The organism is Pseudomonas segetis (genome assembly GCF_900188155.1).
GTDB lineage: Bacteria > Pseudomonadota > Gammaproteobacteria > Pseudomonadales > Pseudomonadaceae > Aquipseudomonas > Aquipseudomonas segetis.
In genome coordinates this window covers 1,065,705-1,082,170 of record NZ_FZOG01000001.1, presented here as the reverse complement: position 1 = coordinate 1,082,170, position 16,466 = coordinate 1,065,705, and the positions used below count along the sequence as shown (strand labels likewise).

Below are 16,466 nucleotides of genomic sequence, written 5' to 3'. Positions count from 1 at the left end.
AGAAGCCCGCAATTGCGGGCTTCTTTGTGCTTGACGCCAACTTAGCTGAACTTTGACTCGGAACGACGAACCAGTTTGATCGAGTGCTTGAGCGTAGGCTTGCGCGTAACGCTGATCGCCTTGCGCGAAACGGTATCAATCGTAATATTCCAGAAACCAGTGCTCGGCACAGTGATGCGCACCGGGAACTTATCGAACGCGCCACCATGATAGGTGTGACGCCCGCCGTTTTTGAAACTGCGGAAATTCGCGTCGTTCATCAGGCGGATATTGCAGGTTTGTGAACACTCGATAACGACCAGGTCGTCTTCATTGAGATGTTCACGCTGATGTATAAATTTCATCGACCGCTCCACGCAGCTGTAAGCAAACCAGTGACTAGTATATAGCCTGCACTGCCTAACCACTCTCTGAAAATCTCTGTACGCAGCCTGCATCGATGGATTCAGTGCATTTTGCGCTCATGATTGTGCTACAGAACCCGGAACAAACCGCTAAACTAAAGGGCCATTGCAACTGCCCAGGCCCGTGGTTTGTCCCTGAATACTGTTTATCTAGCGTTGCTGATGTTGTGCGTTACTGCGTCAGCTTCAGGCCGTGGCAGACAACAGCCAATTAACCGACGAGCAACTGGATAGCGCTTACCCAAGGCTTGAAGCAGCTGAAACAGCCGGATGGATTGACGGATCACACGCCTTGCTGGCCCTGTGTGGTTATCATGGACGCTATCACAGATGCCAACGCCCACCCGCCGCTTGATAAACCATTGCTGCTAACAGACTGCCAAATGTTGATTCGTGTACTAAAGCCCGCTGATGCCCACGCCTACAGATCCTTGATGCTGGCCGCCTACAGTGCCCATCCGGATGCCTTTTCCTCGACCCGCCACGAGCGTGAAAAGAAATCCCTGGCATGGTGGCAAGCTCGCCTGACTGATACCAAACAGCCAGGCTCGGTGGTTCTTGGGGCGCATGACGATACAGGCGCGCTATGCGCAGTGGTCGGCGTATCCTTCAAGAGCCAAGAGAAAACACGGCATAAAGCCACATTATTTGGCTTGTACGTTGCCCAGGACCATCGTGGGCAGGGCCTTGGCCGAAGCCTTATTGAACAGGCGCAACAGCTGGCAAGCAAGCGCGGTGGCATCAAGCTGATGCAACTCACCGTCAGCGAGACCAACCCCGCCGCCATTGCGCTGTATCGCAGTTGTGGCTTTGAGCAATTCGGCCTGGAGTCGATGGCAATAGCACTGGCTGACCGTTATATCAGCAAGCTGCATATGGCATGCCTGATTGACTGACGCTTGATTAACGACTCACCCCGGCATCACCCCAGAGCAGTATCAAGAAACATCATCAAGGCAAAACCGCCCATCAATCCCAGCGTCGCACTGGTTTGATGACCGTTGCGGTGGGTTTCCGGAATAATTTCATGGGATACAACGAATAACATGGCGCCTGCCGCCAAACTCAGGCTGATCGGGTAAGCCAAGGCATAGCCACTGGAAATACCCACGCCAATCAAAGCACCAATGGGTTCCATCAAGCCGGTTGCAATTGCGACCAACGCGGCAGTAAGCGTCGACAGCCCAGTGGTACGCAGCGCCAAGGCTACGGCCAGGCCCTCGGGTATGTCCTGGATCGAAATGGCACTGGCCAGTGGAATACCGACACTCAGATCGCCGCCAGCAAAACCGACACCCATGGCCATGCCTTCTGGCAGGTTATGCAACGTAATTGCAAATATGAACAACCAGACCCTGTTGATTCGCTCTGCGTTGGGCCCGCAAGGCCCGGTGCTTTCATGCTCGTGCGGGGTAAAGTGGTCCAGGCCGAGCATCAATAGCGTGCCAAGCCCCAGTCCAAGCACCACGGTTGCAGCCGATAAAATGCTACTGCCGGTTATATCTTTTGCAGCGTCCAGCCCAGGAAGAATGAGCGAAAATGAACTGGCCGCAAGCATCATCCCGGCAGCAAAGCCAAGCATGCTGTCCTGGGTACGGTTGCTTATTTGTTTAAGCGCAACGGCCAATACAGCGCCAAACCCTGTTGCCACAAAGCCTGCTCCGCCGGCATAGAATGCATAGCGCAGACGCTCGGTATGCTCAGCATCGGCCGCACTGAACACAGCACTGATCAGCAGGTATACAACCGCCAGTACCGCACCAAAAAAACCAGCCGTTACCCAAGGATTTGCCTGGGCTTGAGCAAGCCAGGCAGCCCGAAAGTTCGCATAGTCGGCTTGCGTTGAATCCATAGCAGTCAGCCCCCTGAAATTGAATGCTTACTATCTATGCGCGGGACTGCCTATACAAGGGTAAGGCGCTTATTACCACGATAGATGAAAAGCATCATGGGCTGGGGCCAACAGGCAATACCTGCCCACAATGCACACGGCTATGCATCAGCCAGTAAACCAACAAAGCTTCTTGGCATTTGCACTCCATAGCCTTGGACATAGTCCACGCCTATGTCGATCAATAGCTCGCGGATTTGTTGATTCTCAACGTATTCGGCCACGGTAACGCGACCCAACGTATGGGCCAGATCATTGATTGAACGAACCATCGCCAGATCGCTGGATGAATGAGCGATCTCACGCACAAAACTGCCATCAATTTTTACGATATCGACTGGCAAGCGCTTGAGATAATCAAACGAGGAGAAACCAACGCCAAAATCATCCAGCGCGAACGAACAGCCAAGCCTTTGCAAGCGACGCACCAGGTCTGCAACATTGGCCAGGTTGGCAACCGCCGTGGTTTCCGTAATTTCAAAGCAAATGCGCTGCGGCGCGACCTCGTAGCGCTCAAACAACTCCTCGACAAAAGCTAGCAAGCCGCCATCATTCAAACTGTTGCCTGATAAGTTGATCGAGATCGAAGAACAGCGCTGCCACAGATCCGGAGCTTTTTCGAGCTGGCTAAATGCCTGTTCAAGCACCCAGCGATCAACCTTGGCCATTCGGTTATAGCGTTCGGCAGCCGCTATAAAATCTTCGAGTGGCAGGTCGTTTTCCATTACCAGCAACAACTCGTAGTGAGGAAGTTGACGGGCATTGATGTCAGTCGTAGCAATCTGTTGAACCCTTAGCGAGAGCTCTTCACACCTGATGATCTGATCAATCCGTGCCGCGATCGCCAACAACCCCACTCGTTCATCATCAGCCGGAACACTATAGCGATGGACCCGGTTACGACCTGATTCCTTTGCGTGATTGCTCGCCGCATACAGGTTGCTCAACACACTGGCTACATCATGGCTTTCGGCGTTGCTGACGATGCCAATACTCAGGGTTACGGTATGGCTGTGCCCTTGCCAGTCGAACACTTCGTTTTCTATGCCTGCCCGTAGTTTCTCTGCCAGCACCGAGGCGCTGTCCTCATCACATTGCGGGATCATTGCAGCAAACTCGACTCCATCCAGGCGTGCAAGCACGCCTTGTTCGGGCAACATGCGCTGTAGTGCCTGGGCTACATGCTTGAGACACGCATCACCAGCCACCAAGCCCAGATGGCTATTCAAGACACTGAACTGGTCAATCTGCGCGAGCAAATAACTCACCCTGACTTCACTGGACAAGCTTTTGGCCACCACGGCTTCAAAACTTCGCCGATTGAGCAAGCCGGTCAGCTCATCGTGACTTCGCGCATGGCTGATTTCACGATACAGCCGGCCCACAATACCTTGCAGTGCGCGCTGGATAATCCCTTGATCACCGCCGTCATTTTGCGCAATCAACAACAGTCCTTCAGAGACGAGCTCGCTCAGCTCGGCGATTGTCAAATGGCTCACCTCGACGCCTTTCTTATCAACCAGCACATATTGGTCTTTTTGCGAGCTACGCCATACCAACTGCAATGGCTGGCCATCCGCATTTTCCAGCCAGTCGCCTTCCTCAAGGCTTTCAAGGGACGCCTGCCAACGCTGTAATTGCGGGGGCACTTGTGAACGGGGTATTTCAGGCGTATCCAGCTCGCCCAGCTCCACCTCGTGCCCAGCCAGCATCTGCTGGCGCATCCTTTCAAGTATCAGTTTGCAATTGGCATTGGCGATACCAAACTCGTCGAGCTTGCGCCCCATGCTGGAGAGCAGATGATCAACCTCCAGGCTGCGCTTACGTCTTTCTGACTCGTTTCTATGGGTACTTGAAGACAGCAGATATTCTGCCAACAAGCGGGTCAGCTCCAGATCAGCACGCCATTGATCCTCAACATCGGCCCGTATGAACCTGTACACCAACAAGTCACGCCAGCCAGCTTGCAGCCATTGCAGCAACAACTTTGGCGGCCGAGCACCAAGCACCTCAGTCAACCCTAGAGAAACGCTGCACCTGGCATTAAGCAAGGCTTCTTGCCCGCGATAGAGCTCCGCCACACGTTTGACACTGCGCCGGTATGCGCGCTGTTGAACCTCAAGCAGCTCGTCCAGTTCAGCATCAATGCTGGAGAATGAAAGGCTATTGCCCTGGTAGTGAGTCACCAGGTAGTCGATCAGGACCTCAAGGCGCGCCTCCAGCAACGGCTCGGATAACTCTGCCAGCGACAGCAAGCGGTCAAGCGTAGCGCGTACAGGGTGGTGCTTATCCGAGATGGCGGCAGGTTCTCGGAGCGTTGCATCCAACACCGGCAAAAGAAGCTTGTTCAATGCAGGCTTTAACGAGTCGGCCATGGCCTGTTCATGTTGCAATGACTGAAACACCCCACTGACCAAATGGGTGTCTTCGCGTTGACGCTCATTGAGGTAGAAACCGTTGCTCTCGAAATACTTAAGCAGGCTATCGGCTGTCCAGCCTTGCGCCGGCGGCGGGCACAGCAACAGGCGCTCAAGAACATCACGCTGGATGGGACTGACCGCCACCTCCTCAGCCTGCTTGAACTCAGCATTGCCGCTATCCAGGCTATCGACCCGATAATCAGCATCGCGCCCTTGCTGGACCGGGAGCATCGGTTCAGGCAAAAGCGGCGTTATCTGATGCCGATCAAACGCTGTGGCGAGCGCCGTGTAATAGGCAACTAATGACGCTGGTAGAACCGCACACATTTGCGTAAAAAACACATGACGAACAGCTTCATCGCCCTCACTCAGGCTCAATGCCTTGAGCCAGTGAAGAACTAAATAGTCGAGGGAAAATGGATTCTCGGCATTAGCAACATGCTGTCCAACCATCCGACTGAAACAGCCGCAGAGGTTAAACTCCTGCTCGGCCAAGGTCTCACGAAGATGACTCGCAAGGGCATTGGCCAGCAACTGGTCTTCTACGTCCGAAAATTCAAGCAACGCCAGCTCTTGCTCACCCATCAGGGCCTGTCGGGCAGAACTGGGCTTTCGCAACAGGGCACTGTGAATACTGCTGACGCATTCACGTATCGACCGCGCACCTTGAAACTTGCAAAGCTTATAAGCCTCTTCAAAGGCTTGCGCCTCCTGATTGGAGAGCGCCTGTGAGGATTTGTCCTTGAGCGCCGCCCTCAGAGCCCCAAGCACTTGATCGAGCGCTTGAGGCAGCCGAATCTTTACAATGGAACTGAGCACACTTGTAAGCGCAAGCGATGAAGTATTTGATGTCAAACACATGCCTCCTGCATGAGATTGCTTCCCTGCCGAGACCACTCGTTGCTTTTACGTTAAGCACCGAGCTGCCTTTCTAGCTGACGAGCATGTACAGGCATAAATATCTTGGAGCATTATGCCGGCTCCCCTAGTCTATGACTTAACACCTACTTCATGGTTCGTATAGAGGCGTTCAAATGGCGGAATACACAGCTAAAGTTATGTGGACCAGAGGCTCTCAAAGCTTCTTGGATAATCGCTACAGTCGAGCCCATAGCTGGCAATTTGATGGTGGCACGCAGGTGCCCGCATCCTCCTCCCCGCATGTTGTGCCATTGCCCTATTCCGATCCCGCTGCAGTCGACCCTGAAGAGGCATTTGTCGCCTCGTTATCGAGCTGCCACATGCTTTGGTTTTTAGCTATCGCCGCCAAACAAGGCTTTGCTATTGATCAGTACGAAGACAATCCGGTCGGGGTCATGGCCAAGGACGCACAGGGCCGAATGGCCATGACACAGGTAACCCTGTACCCACGGGTGACATTTACCGATAACAATCCAACCCCGGAGCAACTTGGCACACTGCATCACCAAGCCCATGAGCAATGCTTTATCGCCAACTCCGTGATCACTGCCGTGGACTGCAAGCCTGTGCTCGCTTGAACGCCCATTTGCTCAAGCATGACAGCACGCGCCAATAAACGGCTAAACTGAAGGCCACACACTCATGAACAGGGAACCCTTATGAGTGACAATCAAGATGACAAGCCGCTGACCATCTGGGAAATGCTGCAAAGCGTTTTCGCCGCCGCATTTGGCGTTCAGAGCGGTAAGAACCGGAGTCGCGACTTCAGTCGCGGCAAGCCGAGCCAGTTTATTATCCTGGGGCTGCTGTTCACGGCGGGCTTTGTTTTGTTGATCGCAGCCATAGTGCAACTGGTGCTGTACTTTGCCGGTGTATGAGCTGCGAGCGAGACAGGCCGGGGCATAAAACAAGCCGCACAGGAGTGCGGCTTGTTGTCATGTGCTCGCCTTGGCAGGCCTATTGATGGCTGACCCAATACACGGCGGTCGCCACGGCAATAACGATCAAGGCAAAAATAGCCTTGGCGTCGATAGCACTGTCGGCCGGATCTGGCTCTGTTTGATCATTCATAGGCACCCCCTCGCAGTTATTATGATTGTGGCTGTACGCCTTGAGTAAAGACCAGGTATGCGACTTGCTCAAGAGCTGTGGTTATGCATGCCTCGTCACTTAGAGCTTTAAGTTCTTTCCATATATTGAAACATCACTTTTGCGCATAACCCTGAACTGGTATCTTCCATCGCCTCCGTATGGAGTGCGCGGCCGTGCGCGCAGTTTTGCTGTAAATGGCTATTTATGCATTGCGCTAAATGGGTTGACCGAACAACTGTCGTCTTAATTGCCGGCGGCAAAACATAAATAGAAGCTATGCAGCCTGATAACAGGACCCGTCATGTACGTTTACGACCAGTACGATCAAACCATCATCGAGGACCGCGTCAAGCAGTTCCGTGATCAAACACGCCGTTACCTGGCTGGCGAACTGAGCGAGGCTGAGTTCCGCCCGCTGCGCCTGCAAAACGGTCTGTATATCCAGCGCTACGCGCCAATGCTGCGTATTGCGGTTCCCTATGGCCTGCTCTCTTCAAAGCAAGTGCGCAAGCTGGCAGACATCGCCCGCAACTACGACAAAGGCTATGCGCACATCAGCACCCGCCAGAACGTGCAGTTCAACTGGTGTGAACTGGAAGACATCCCAGAGATCCTTGCTGAGTTGTCGACCGTGCAAATGCATGCCATCCAAACCAGCGGCAACTGCATTCGCAACACCACCACCGACCAGTTCGCCGGTGTTGCCAAGGACGAAATCATCGATCCTCGCCCATGGTGCGAGATCATCCGTCAGTGGTCGACATTCCATCCGGAATTCGCCCATCTGCCGCGTAAGTTCAAGATTGCCGTCAACGGCGCCGTCAGCGACCGTGCAGCGATTGAAGTACATGATATTGGTCTTGAAGCGGTCAACAACGAAGTCGGTGAGCTGGGCTTTCGCGTATCCGTAGGTGGCGGCCTGGGGCGTACGCCCATTGTCGGCAGCTTCATCAATGAGTTCCTGCCTTGGCAGCACTTGATCAGTTACCTGGATGCCATCCTGCGTGTCTATAACCGCTATGGCCGTCGTGACAACAAGTACAAGGCACGCATCAAGATCCTGGTCAAGGCACTGACCCCAGAAGTCTTTGCCGAGCGTGTCAATGCCGAATGGGCACACCTCAAGGACGGGCCAACCACCCTGACCGAGGCAGAAGTCCAGCGTGTCGCGGCACATTTCGTCGACCCGGACTACAAGACCCTGCAAGACCAGGACGCCGAACTGGCCGCCCTTGACGCCGAGCATCCTGGCTTTGCCCGCTGGCGCCAGCGCAACACCTTTGCCCACAAAAAGCCGGGCTATGTTGCGGTCACCCTGTCGCTCAAGCCAACAGCCGTTGCGCCTGGCGACCTGACCGACAAGCAGCTCGATGCCGTTGCCGACCTTGCTGATCGCTACAGTTTCGGCGAAGTGCGCAACAGCCATAACCAGAACATTATCCTGGCCGACATAGAACAAGCCCAGCTTTTCACCCTCTGGGGTGAGCTGCGCGAAAAGGGTTTTGCCACGCCAAACGTTGGCCTGCTGACCGATATCATCTGCTGCCCGGGCGGCGACTTCTGCTCGCTGGCCAACGCCAAGTCGATCCCGATCGCCGAAGCGATTCAGCGTCGTTTCGATGACCTCGACTACCTGTTCGATATTGGTGAAATCGACCTCAATATCTCAGGCTGCATGAACGCCTGCGGACACCACCACGTAGGCCACATTGGCATCCTGGGTGTGGACAAGAAAGGCGAAGAGTTCTACCAGGTTTCACTCGGCGGCAGCTCTGGCCGTGACGCCAGCCTGGCCAAGATTCTCGGCCCGGCATTTGCGCAAGATGATGTGGCAGGCGTGATCGAGAAAATCATCAATGTCTACGTCGAAAAGCGTGACGATGAAGAAAGCTTCCTCGACACCTTCCGCCGTGTCGGTGTGGACCCGTTTAAGGAGCGCGTATATGCAGCGAATAATTAAGAACGGCCAGATCATCGACGAAACCTGGCATCTGCTGCCTAAAGACGCGACGCTCGAGGGCTTGTCAAACTGTGACGACCTGATCGTACCGTTGGAGCTGTGGTCCGAGCATGCCCATGCCCTCAAGGCCCGCGATGGCGGCCTGGGTGTTTGGCTCGAAGCCGGTGAAGAGATCGAAGAGATTGCCGACCAACTGGATAACTTCCAGGTCATTGCCCTGAATTTCCCAGCCTTCACCGATGGCCGCCACTCCTCGACGGCTTATATGCTGCGCACGCGTTATGGCTACAAAGGTGAAATTCGCGCCATCGGTGACGTACTGCGTGATCAACTGTTCGCCCTGCGCCGTTGCGGCTTTGATGCCTTCGCCCTGCGTGAAGACAAAGACCCGCAAGATGCCCTGCAAGCCTTTACTGAATATTCAGAGGTTTATCAGGCATCGAGCGATCAGCCTTTGCCATTGTTCCGCCGCCGTGCTTGATCGCGGCTTAACGCGGTAAAACAAAAAGCCCGACGCAGTGATGCATCGGGCTTTTTTACGACGCAATTTAAGGCTTTGGCTCGACGCTCAATGCATCACTGAGAAAGCCCGGGGCGATATAGCGCTCATAGTGCGCCTCGGAAAGAATGAAGAACTCACGATCAATGGCGTCGCGCAACTCCGGCAACGACCAATTGCGAAACTCGGGCAGCAACGCCATGCCATATGCTTCGAGCTGGTTGATCACGCGCGCGCCCCGGGCGATCAACTGATAAGCCCAGCAATAAGGCGACTGATTGGGCACAAAGCGAATCTGGCGCTGGACCAGCTGATCCCGTAATCGCATTGCATCAAACACTTCGACCTTAGCCTCCATGACCTGTACCAACAGCACCTCCAGACGCTGCCATACAGCTTGCTTGGCTTGCTCGTCGTAGCCATTCCAGGCAATCACCTCATGATGAAAACGCTTGCAGCCACGGCACACAAGGTCGCCATAGACCGTCGAGCACAGGCCAACACAGGGCGTTTTAATCGGCTGACTGGACATAACAAAAACAAGATTCACATGACTAACAGGCGGGCATATTAGCCCTTTGTCCAAGTCAGTTCACCCATGAAAAACTGTGTGAATAGATGTTTTTCTAAAAAGCCGTTTCAGGCAAAAGATGACAAAACGGCCATTATCCAGACTCACAAGACCCCAAAATGGGCTTGGAGAAGGCTTTTAGGAGGCTTTTGATTGTTTTTTGTACAAACATGCAGAATCAAGGCTTTAGCTTAACTTTACTTGCGCTTTCCAGTAGAATCGTCGGGCCTTTTATAGGCACCAAAGTCCGTTGGAAGCTGTTTTCAAAGCGTCACGAGCACAGTTAATCCTGCAGGTACGATGTTGGCACCGCTATTTGGTTACCCCAAATACTGGTGCCAGCCCTCATCGATCTCGTCCTGCCGGCGTAAAACTTTGAAAGCAGCTTCTGGAAGAAATCCCTGAAATCTCGGCTGATTGGCCCATAAAGCCTTTACAGCGCTTGATTCGGTGCTTTCTGGATATGCGTCCCGGACAGAATTTGGGACCACTGATGAGGGTAATAACTGTGCTTGAAGCCTATCGCAAACACGTAGCAGAGCGTGCCGCTCAGGGTATCGTGCCCCAGCCGCTGAACGCCGAACAAACTGCAGGTCTTGTTGAACTGCTGAAAAACCCGCCTGCTGGCGAAGAAGAATTCCTCGTCGACCTGATCACCAATCGCGTACCACCAGGGGTGGACGAAGCAGCCTACGTCAAGGCTGGTTTCCTCTCCGCTGTCGCCAAGGGTGAAGCAACCTCCCCCCTGATTGACAACAAGCGTGCAGTCGAACTGCTGGGCACCATGCAAGGCGGCTACAACATCGCCACCCTGGTTGAACTGCTCGAAGACGCGACCTTGGGTGCTGTTGCCGCCGAACAACTGAAGCACACCTTGCTGATGTTCGACGCGTTCCACGACGTAGCTGAAAAAGCTAAGGCAGGCAACGCCAACGCTAAAGCTGTGCTGCAGTCCTGGGCAGAAGGCGAATGGTTCACCAAACGCGCCCCGATCGCCGAGAAATACAGCCTGAGCGTGTTCAAGGTTACCGGCGAAACCAACACCGACGACCTGTCTCCGGCGCCTGACGCCTGGTCACGTCCAGACATCCCGCTGCACGCCCTGGCCATGTTGAAAATGGCTCGCGACGGCATCGTGCCTGAGCAACAAGGCGTGACTGGCCCACTGAAGCAGATCGAAGAGATCCGCGCTGCTGGCTTCCCAGTTGCCTATGTGGGCGACGTTGTCGGTACCGGTTCATCGCGTAAATCCGCAACCAACTCGGTATTGTGGTTCTTCGGCGACGACATCCCTTACGTGCCGAACAAGCGCGCAGGCGGTTTCTGCTTCGGTAACAAGATTGCGCCTATCTTCTACAACACCATGGAAGATGCTGGCGCCCTGCCGATCGAGTTCGACGTTTCCAACATCGCCATGGGCGACGTGATCGACGTCTATCCGTACGCCGGTAAAGTGTGCAAGCACGGCACTGACGAAGTTATCACCACCTTCGAACTGAAAACCCCTGTGCTGCTCGACGAAGTTCGTGCAGGCGGCCGTATTCCGTTGATCGTGGGTCGTGGCTTGACCGACAAGGCACGTGCTGAGTTGGGTCTTCCACCTGCTGACCTGTTCAAGAAACCTGAGCAGCCAGCCGACAGCAACAAAGGCTTCACCCTGGCGCAGAAGATGGTTGGCAAGGCTTGCGGCGTAGCAGGCGTGCGTCCAGGCACTTACTGCGAACCCAAGATGACCACCGTCGGCTCGCAAGACACCACAGGTCCAATGACCCGTGATGAACTGAAAGACCTGGCATGCCTGGGCTTCTCCGCCGACCTGGTGTTGCAGTCGTTCTGCCACACTGCGGCTTATCCGAAGCCAATCGATGTGACCACTCACCACACCCTGCCTGACTTCATCCGCACTCGCGGTGGCGTCTCGCTGCGTCCTGGTGACGGCATCATCCACAGCTGGCTGAACCGCATGCTGCTGCCGGATACCGTTGGCACTGGTGGTGACTCGCACACCCGTTTCCCAATGGGCATTTCGTTCCCGGCAGGTTCGGGCCTGGTCGCATTCGCAGCAGCCACTGGCGTTATGCCGCTGGACATGCCGGAATCCATCCTGGTTCGTTTCAAGGGCAAAATGCAGCCTGGTATCACCCTGCGTGACCTGGTCCATGCAATCCCTTACTACGCTATCCAGAAAGGCCTGCTGACTGTTGAGAAGAAAGGCAAGATCAACGCCTTCTCCGGCCGCATCCTCGAGATCGAAGGTCTCGACGAACTGACCGTTGAACAAGCGTTCGAACTGTCTGACGCCTCCGCAGAGCGCTCCGCTGCTGGTTGCACCATCAAGATGCCGGAAAAGGCAATTGCCGAATACCTGCAGTCGAACATCACCCTTCTGCGCTGGATGATCAGCGAAGGCTACGGCGACGCACGCACCATGGAACGTCGCGCTCAAGCGATGGAAGCATGGCTGGCCAACCCTGAACTGATGAGCGCTGATGCTGACGCCGAATACGCTGAAATCATCGAAATCGACCTGTCAGAGCTGAAAGAACCCGTTCTGTGCGCACCAAACGACCCGGACGATGCTCGTCTGCTGTCGACTGTTCAGGGCGAGAAGATCGACGAAGTGTTCATCGGCTCGTGCATGACCAACATTGGTCACTTCCGCGCTGCTGGCAAGCTGCTGGATAAAGTCAAAGGTGGCATTCCGACTCGTCTGTGGCTGTCGCCGCCGACCAAGATGGACGCTCACCAGCTGACTGAAGAAGGCTACTACGGCATCTTCGGCAAGGCTGGCGCACGTATGGAAATGCCGGGCTGCTCGCTGTGCATGGGTAACCAGGCACGTGTAGAGGCCAACTCCACCGTGGTTTCCACTTCGACGCGTAACTTCCCGAACCGCCTGGGTGATGGCGCCAACGTGTACCTGGCCTCTGCCGAACTGGCTGCGGTCGCTGCAATCACCGGCAAACTGCCGACGGTTGAAGAGTACATGGCGTATGCGAAAGACATCGACAGCATGGCTGCCGACGTTTATCGCTACCTGAGCTTCGACCAGATCGCTGAGTTCCGCGAAGCCGCTGCGAACGCCAACATCCCGGTCGTTCAAGCCTAAGCGTTAGCTGCATCGAAAGAGCCCCGCCCAGTGCGGGGCTTTTTTTTGCGTGCGATCAAGCTGTTGCTCAAGTCCGCTGGCACATGGATTGCTTTGCTAGGGACACTGCAAGCAGCTCCAGCTACGGAACTCGCTTATCGACAATGGCGTCGTCTCGGAACTGCTTTGCGCAGCGACTGAAACGGCGCTTTTTTGTGTTGCAAAGGGAATGCTAAATGGGTGATCAAACACTTAACCGCACAGATGTACTGGATTGGGTTAACGGCTCCGACGCTCCAGAAAAGAGCACGCTCAACCTGGGCTTTATGGCCCTGACAGACTCGGCGTCATTGATTGTCGCCGCCACGCAGGGCTTCGCCCAACCCTATGGCTTGACCCTCAACCTGCAGCGCCAATCATCCTGGGCCACCCTGCGCGACAAGCTGTTGAGCCGAGAGCTCGACGCCGCGCAAACGTTATACGGCCAAATCTACGGCACCCACTTGGGAATTGGCGTCCAGCCCACAGAGATGGCAATTCTGATGGGCCTTAATCACAACGGCCAGGCGATTAACCTCTCGGAACAACTCAAGTGCGAAGGCGTGACCAATGGCGATGCACTCAAGCAATACGTGCATCAAAGCAGTGCAAAGCTGACCTTCGCTCAAACCTTTCCCACAGGCACGCACGCCATGTGGCTTTATTATTGGCTGGCCAGCCAAGGCATACACCCGCTCACTGACGTCAATACCGTAGTGGTGCCGCCCGCACAAATGGTTGCACACCTGAACGCGCAACGTATCGACGGTTTCTGCGCAGGCGGGCCATGGGGAGCCCTGGCAGTAGATCAAGGCCAAGGTTTTACCGTGGCCACCAGCCAAGCGATCTGGCCAGACCACCCGGAAAAGGTATTGGGCCTGACGCGCGAGTTTGTCGAGCTTTATCCCAACACCGCCCGGGCCTTGACCATGGCCATCCTTGAAGCCAGCCGTTTCATTGACGAAAACCCGGAAAACAAACGCAGCACGGCCAAGCTGATCAGCAGCGCCGACTATGTTGACGCGCCCTTGTCTGCCATAGAACCGCGATTTCTTGGCCACTACCAGGACGGTCTCGGCAATGCCTGGGCCGACCCACATCCACTGCGCTTCCACGCCGGTGGCGCAGTCAACATGCCGTATTTATCCGACGGCATCTGGTTTATGACCCAATTCCGCCGCTGGGGCTTGCTGCGCGATGATCCCGACTACCTGGGTGTCGCGCAACGTATCCAGCAGATCGATATCTACAGCCAGGCGGCGCAGGCATTGAATATCCCGGTGCCACCTGCGATGCGCAGCAGCACCCTGCTCGATGGCAAAAGCTGGGACGGCAGCAACCCGGTGGACTATGCGCGAAGTTTTGCCCTTCACGCCTTGAGCGATAGCTCAGTCACCGCCCAATAACTGGCAGGAGGCCAAGATATGCTGCGCATACTGCTGATAAACGACACACCGAAAAAAGTCGGCCGGCTCAAAGCGGCACTGACCGAGGCCGGATTTGAAGTCATCGATGAGTCCGGCCTGACCATCGACCTGCCCGCTCGGGTTGAGGCTGTGCGCCCGGATGTAATCCTGATCGACAGTGAATCCCCCAGCCGTGACGTCATGGAGCAAGTGGTATTGGTCACCCGTGATCAACCGCGGCCAATTGTCATGTTCACTGACGAACACAACCCCAACGTCATGCGCCAGGCGATTCAATCCGGTGTCAGTGCCTACATAGTCGAAGGGATTCATGCCCAACGCCTGCAGCCCATACTTGATGTGGCCATGGCTCGCTTCGAGAGCGATCAAGCGTTGCGCGCGCAATTGCACGCACGGGACGCACAACTGGCTGAACGCAAACGGATCGAACTGGCCAAGGGCCTCTTGATGAAAATGAAGAGCTGCGATGAAGAAGCCGCCTACACCCTGATGCGTCGCCAAGCCATGAGCCGTCAGCAAAAGCTCGCGCAAGTGGCTGAACAGATTATTGCCATGCACGATTTGCTCGGAAAATAAGCGGACTGTACCGCTTGCAACCCCACTGTTCTGCTCACACCTGTAGCGGCCAGCTAACTGTATAGCTGCCTCAATGGCCGGTTGTATCTGCGCCTGCAACCGGCCAATGGCTAAGATCAAGCATTCATCCAGCCACCAATAGTGAGCGCAGCATGACCCCGCATAATGACGAGACAGCGCTTCTTGCCGACGCAGACCGGCGCGCCCTGAAATATCTCGACAGCCTGCCCCGGCGCCCAGTATTCCCTGCTCAGCAAGCCATTGCCGGACTCAAGGCACTGGACCAGCCCTTCCGCGAACAAGGAATAGCTGCAAAGGAGGTACTGCGTCTGCTTGATGACATAGCATCCCCGGCCACTGTCAGTTCCAATGGCTCACGCTATTTCGGCTTTGTTATCGGCGCCACGCTACCTGCCGCCGCTGCCGCCGAGCGGCTGGTCCTAGCCTGGGATCAATGCGCCTCTTCGTTCGACAACTCACCCGCGATTGACCGCATTGAGCGTATTGCCGGTCACTGGGTGCTGGATGCGCTGGGGCTGCCTAGGAACAGCGCGGTCGGCTTTGGCACCAGTGCAACGGCCTGTACCCTGGCGTGCCTGTCAGCGGCCCGACGCTCTCTGCTGGCACGCAAGGACTGGGACTTTGATGGCGATGGCCTGATCGGTGCCCCCGAGATACGCGTCGTAGTCTCGGCCAGCGTACACATTACTGTTAAGAAGGCATTGCGCGTGCTTGGCTTCGGCATGAATCGGCTGGTCATTGCGCCTGTCGACGAGCATGGCCGGATTGATCCACTGCAGTTGCCTGCGCTGGATGATATGACGATCCTTTGCCTGCAGGCGGGCGAAGTCAATACCGGCGAGTTCGACCCCTTCGGCACCCTGATACCCAAAGCCAAGGCAGCGGGTGCCTGGGTTCACGTTGACGGTGCCTTTGGCCTGTGGGCTCGCGCTTCATCTTCTGCCGAGCTTGTCGAAGGCGTCGAGCTGGCGGATAGCTGGACCACCGATGGACATAAATGGCTGAACACGCCATACGATGGCGCCATGGCTATTTGTCGCGACGCGGACGCACTTGCCACCGCCATGAACAGCGATGCAGCCTACGCCACGGCATCAAAGGATGCACAGAAAAACCTGACCCTGGAGTTCTCGCGCCGAGCCCGCGGCATACCCATCTGGGCAGCCCTCGCCTCGCTTGGTCGCGAGGGCTTGCGCCAGATGATCGACAACCACATTCGTCAGGCCAGCCATCTTGCAGAATGCTTGCGCGCTGCCGGGTATCAGGTGTTGAACCGGGTTGTGCTTAACCAGGTTCTGGTACGGGCGGACACTGATCAACAGACCACTGCAATACGTCTGGCCGCCCAGGCGTCAGGTCAAGTCTGGTTTGGACCGACAGTCTGGCAAGGACGCCCGGCCTTTCGCCTGAGCATTTCATCCTGGCGCACCACGGATGCGGATATCAAGCTGCTCGCTGACCTGCTGATCAGACTCAAGCAGGAAATCACCGACTGAAGCTGTAATTACTCGACAAGCCTGGCTCACTGCGTTTATCTTCATCACCGGCCACCGCAGT

13 protein-coding genes are annotated in these 16,466 nt (G+C 55.6%); 9 read left to right on the top strand and 4 right to left on the bottom strand.

The features are described 5' to 3' along the window. Nucleotides 1–41 precede the first annotated feature (41 nt). Nucleotides 42–344, bottom strand: coding sequence for a DUF1883 domain-containing protein (locus CHB79_RS05005; RefSeq protein ID WP_010483862.1), 303 nt, complete (start codon nucleotides 342–344; stop codon nucleotides 42–44). Between the two features lie 374 nt (nucleotides 345–718). Here CHB79_RS05005 and CHB79_RS05000 point away from each other — a divergent pair, with 374 nt between their 5' ends. Next, nucleotides 719–1,300 carry a GNAT family N-acetyltransferase gene (locus tag CHB79_RS05000; RefSeq protein ID WP_245851339.1) on the top strand — a complete coding sequence of 194 codons (582 nt, stop codon included), beginning with the start codon at nucleotides 719–721 and terminating at the stop codon, nucleotides 1,298–1,300. 26 nt (nucleotides 1,301–1,326) lie between these two features. On the opposite strand, the gene CHB79_RS04995 is transcribed toward CHB79_RS05000, so the two are convergent. Together CHB79_RS04995 and CHB79_RS04990 are read right to left on the bottom strand one after the other, a co-directional pair. Then, a complete protein-coding gene (locus CHB79_RS04995; RefSeq protein ID WP_089359062.1) occupies nucleotides 1,327–2,256 on the bottom strand; it encodes a ZIP family metal transporter in 930 nt (309 codons plus the stop codon). Between the two features lie 140 nt (nucleotides 2,257–2,396). Next, nucleotides 2,397–5,576: a DUF1631 family protein gene (locus CHB79_RS04990; protein ID WP_089359061.1), complete on the bottom strand. Its 3,180-nt coding sequence runs from the start codon at nucleotides 5,574–5,576 to the stop codon at nucleotides 2,397–2,399. Between the two features lie 173 nt (nucleotides 5,577–5,749). On the opposite strand from CHB79_RS04990, the gene CHB79_RS22290 reads away from it, so the two are divergent. The 4 genes from CHB79_RS22290 to CHB79_RS04970 all read left to right on the top strand — a co-directional run bounded on the left by CHB79_RS22290 (nucleotide 5,750) and on the right by CHB79_RS04970 (nucleotide 9,169). Then, nucleotides 5,750–6,214 (top strand): OsmC family protein, encoded by a 465-nt coding sequence (locus CHB79_RS22290; RefSeq protein WP_010483853.1) that lies wholly within the window; start codon nucleotides 5,750–5,752, stop codon nucleotides 6,212–6,214. Between the two features lie 81 nt (nucleotides 6,215–6,295). Next, on the top strand, nucleotides 6,296–6,514 hold the full coding sequence (locus CHB79_RS04980) for a DUF2970 domain-containing protein (RefSeq protein WP_010483851.1): 219 nt from the start codon (nucleotides 6,296–6,298) through the stop codon (nucleotides 6,512–6,514). 515 nt (nucleotides 6,515–7,029) lie between these two features. Next, nucleotides 7,030–8,688, top strand: coding sequence for a nitrite/sulfite reductase (locus tag CHB79_RS04975; protein ID WP_010483847.1), 1,659 nt, complete (start codon nucleotides 7,030–7,032; stop codon nucleotides 8,686–8,688). Beyond that, nucleotides 8,672–9,169 (top strand): DUF934 domain-containing protein, encoded by a 498-nt coding sequence (locus CHB79_RS04970; protein WP_010483845.1) that lies wholly within the window; start codon nucleotides 8,672–8,674, stop codon nucleotides 9,167–9,169. Before CHB79_RS04975 ends, CHB79_RS04970 begins: the two co-directional genes overlap by 17 nt. A gap of 67 nt (nucleotides 9,170–9,236) precedes the next feature. Here the strand turns inward: CHB79_RS04970 and CHB79_RS04965 are convergent, their stop codons facing one another. Continuing rightward, the gene (locus CHB79_RS04965) at nucleotides 9,237–9,719 is read right to left on the bottom strand and encodes a DUF1289 domain-containing protein (RefSeq protein WP_010483843.1); all 483 of its coding nucleotides are present in this window, start codon (nucleotides 9,717–9,719) and stop codon (nucleotides 9,237–9,239) included. A 547-nt stretch (nucleotides 9,720–10,266) separates the two neighbouring features. Here CHB79_RS04965 and acnB point away from each other — a divergent pair. From acnB to CHB79_RS04945, 4 genes are all read left to right on the top strand, one after another. After that, nucleotides 10,267–12,867, top strand: a complete 2,601-nt coding sequence (gene acnB / locus CHB79_RS04960; RefSeq protein ID WP_089359060.1) for a bifunctional aconitate hydratase 2/2-methylisocitrate dehydratase — start codon at nucleotides 10,267–10,269, stop codon at nucleotides 12,865–12,867. Nucleotides 12,868–13,082: 215 nt separating this feature from the next. Beyond that, nucleotides 13,083–14,291 (top strand): CmpA/NrtA family ABC transporter substrate-binding protein, encoded by a 1,209-nt coding sequence (locus CHB79_RS04955; RefSeq protein ID WP_010483840.1) that lies wholly within the window; start codon nucleotides 13,083–13,085, stop codon nucleotides 14,289–14,291. An 18-nt stretch (nucleotides 14,292–14,309) separates the two neighbouring features. After that, nucleotides 14,310–14,888, top strand: a complete 579-nt coding sequence (locus CHB79_RS04950; protein WP_089359059.1) for an ANTAR domain-containing response regulator — start codon at nucleotides 14,310–14,312, stop codon at nucleotides 14,886–14,888. Between the two features lie 152 nt (nucleotides 14,889–15,040). After that, complete coding sequence (locus tag CHB79_RS04945) at nucleotides 15,041–16,405, top strand: pyridoxal phosphate-dependent decarboxylase family protein (RefSeq protein ID WP_089359058.1); 1,365 nt, start codon at nucleotides 15,041–15,043, stop codon at nucleotides 16,403–16,405. Nucleotides 16,406–16,466: the final 61 nt, after the last annotated feature.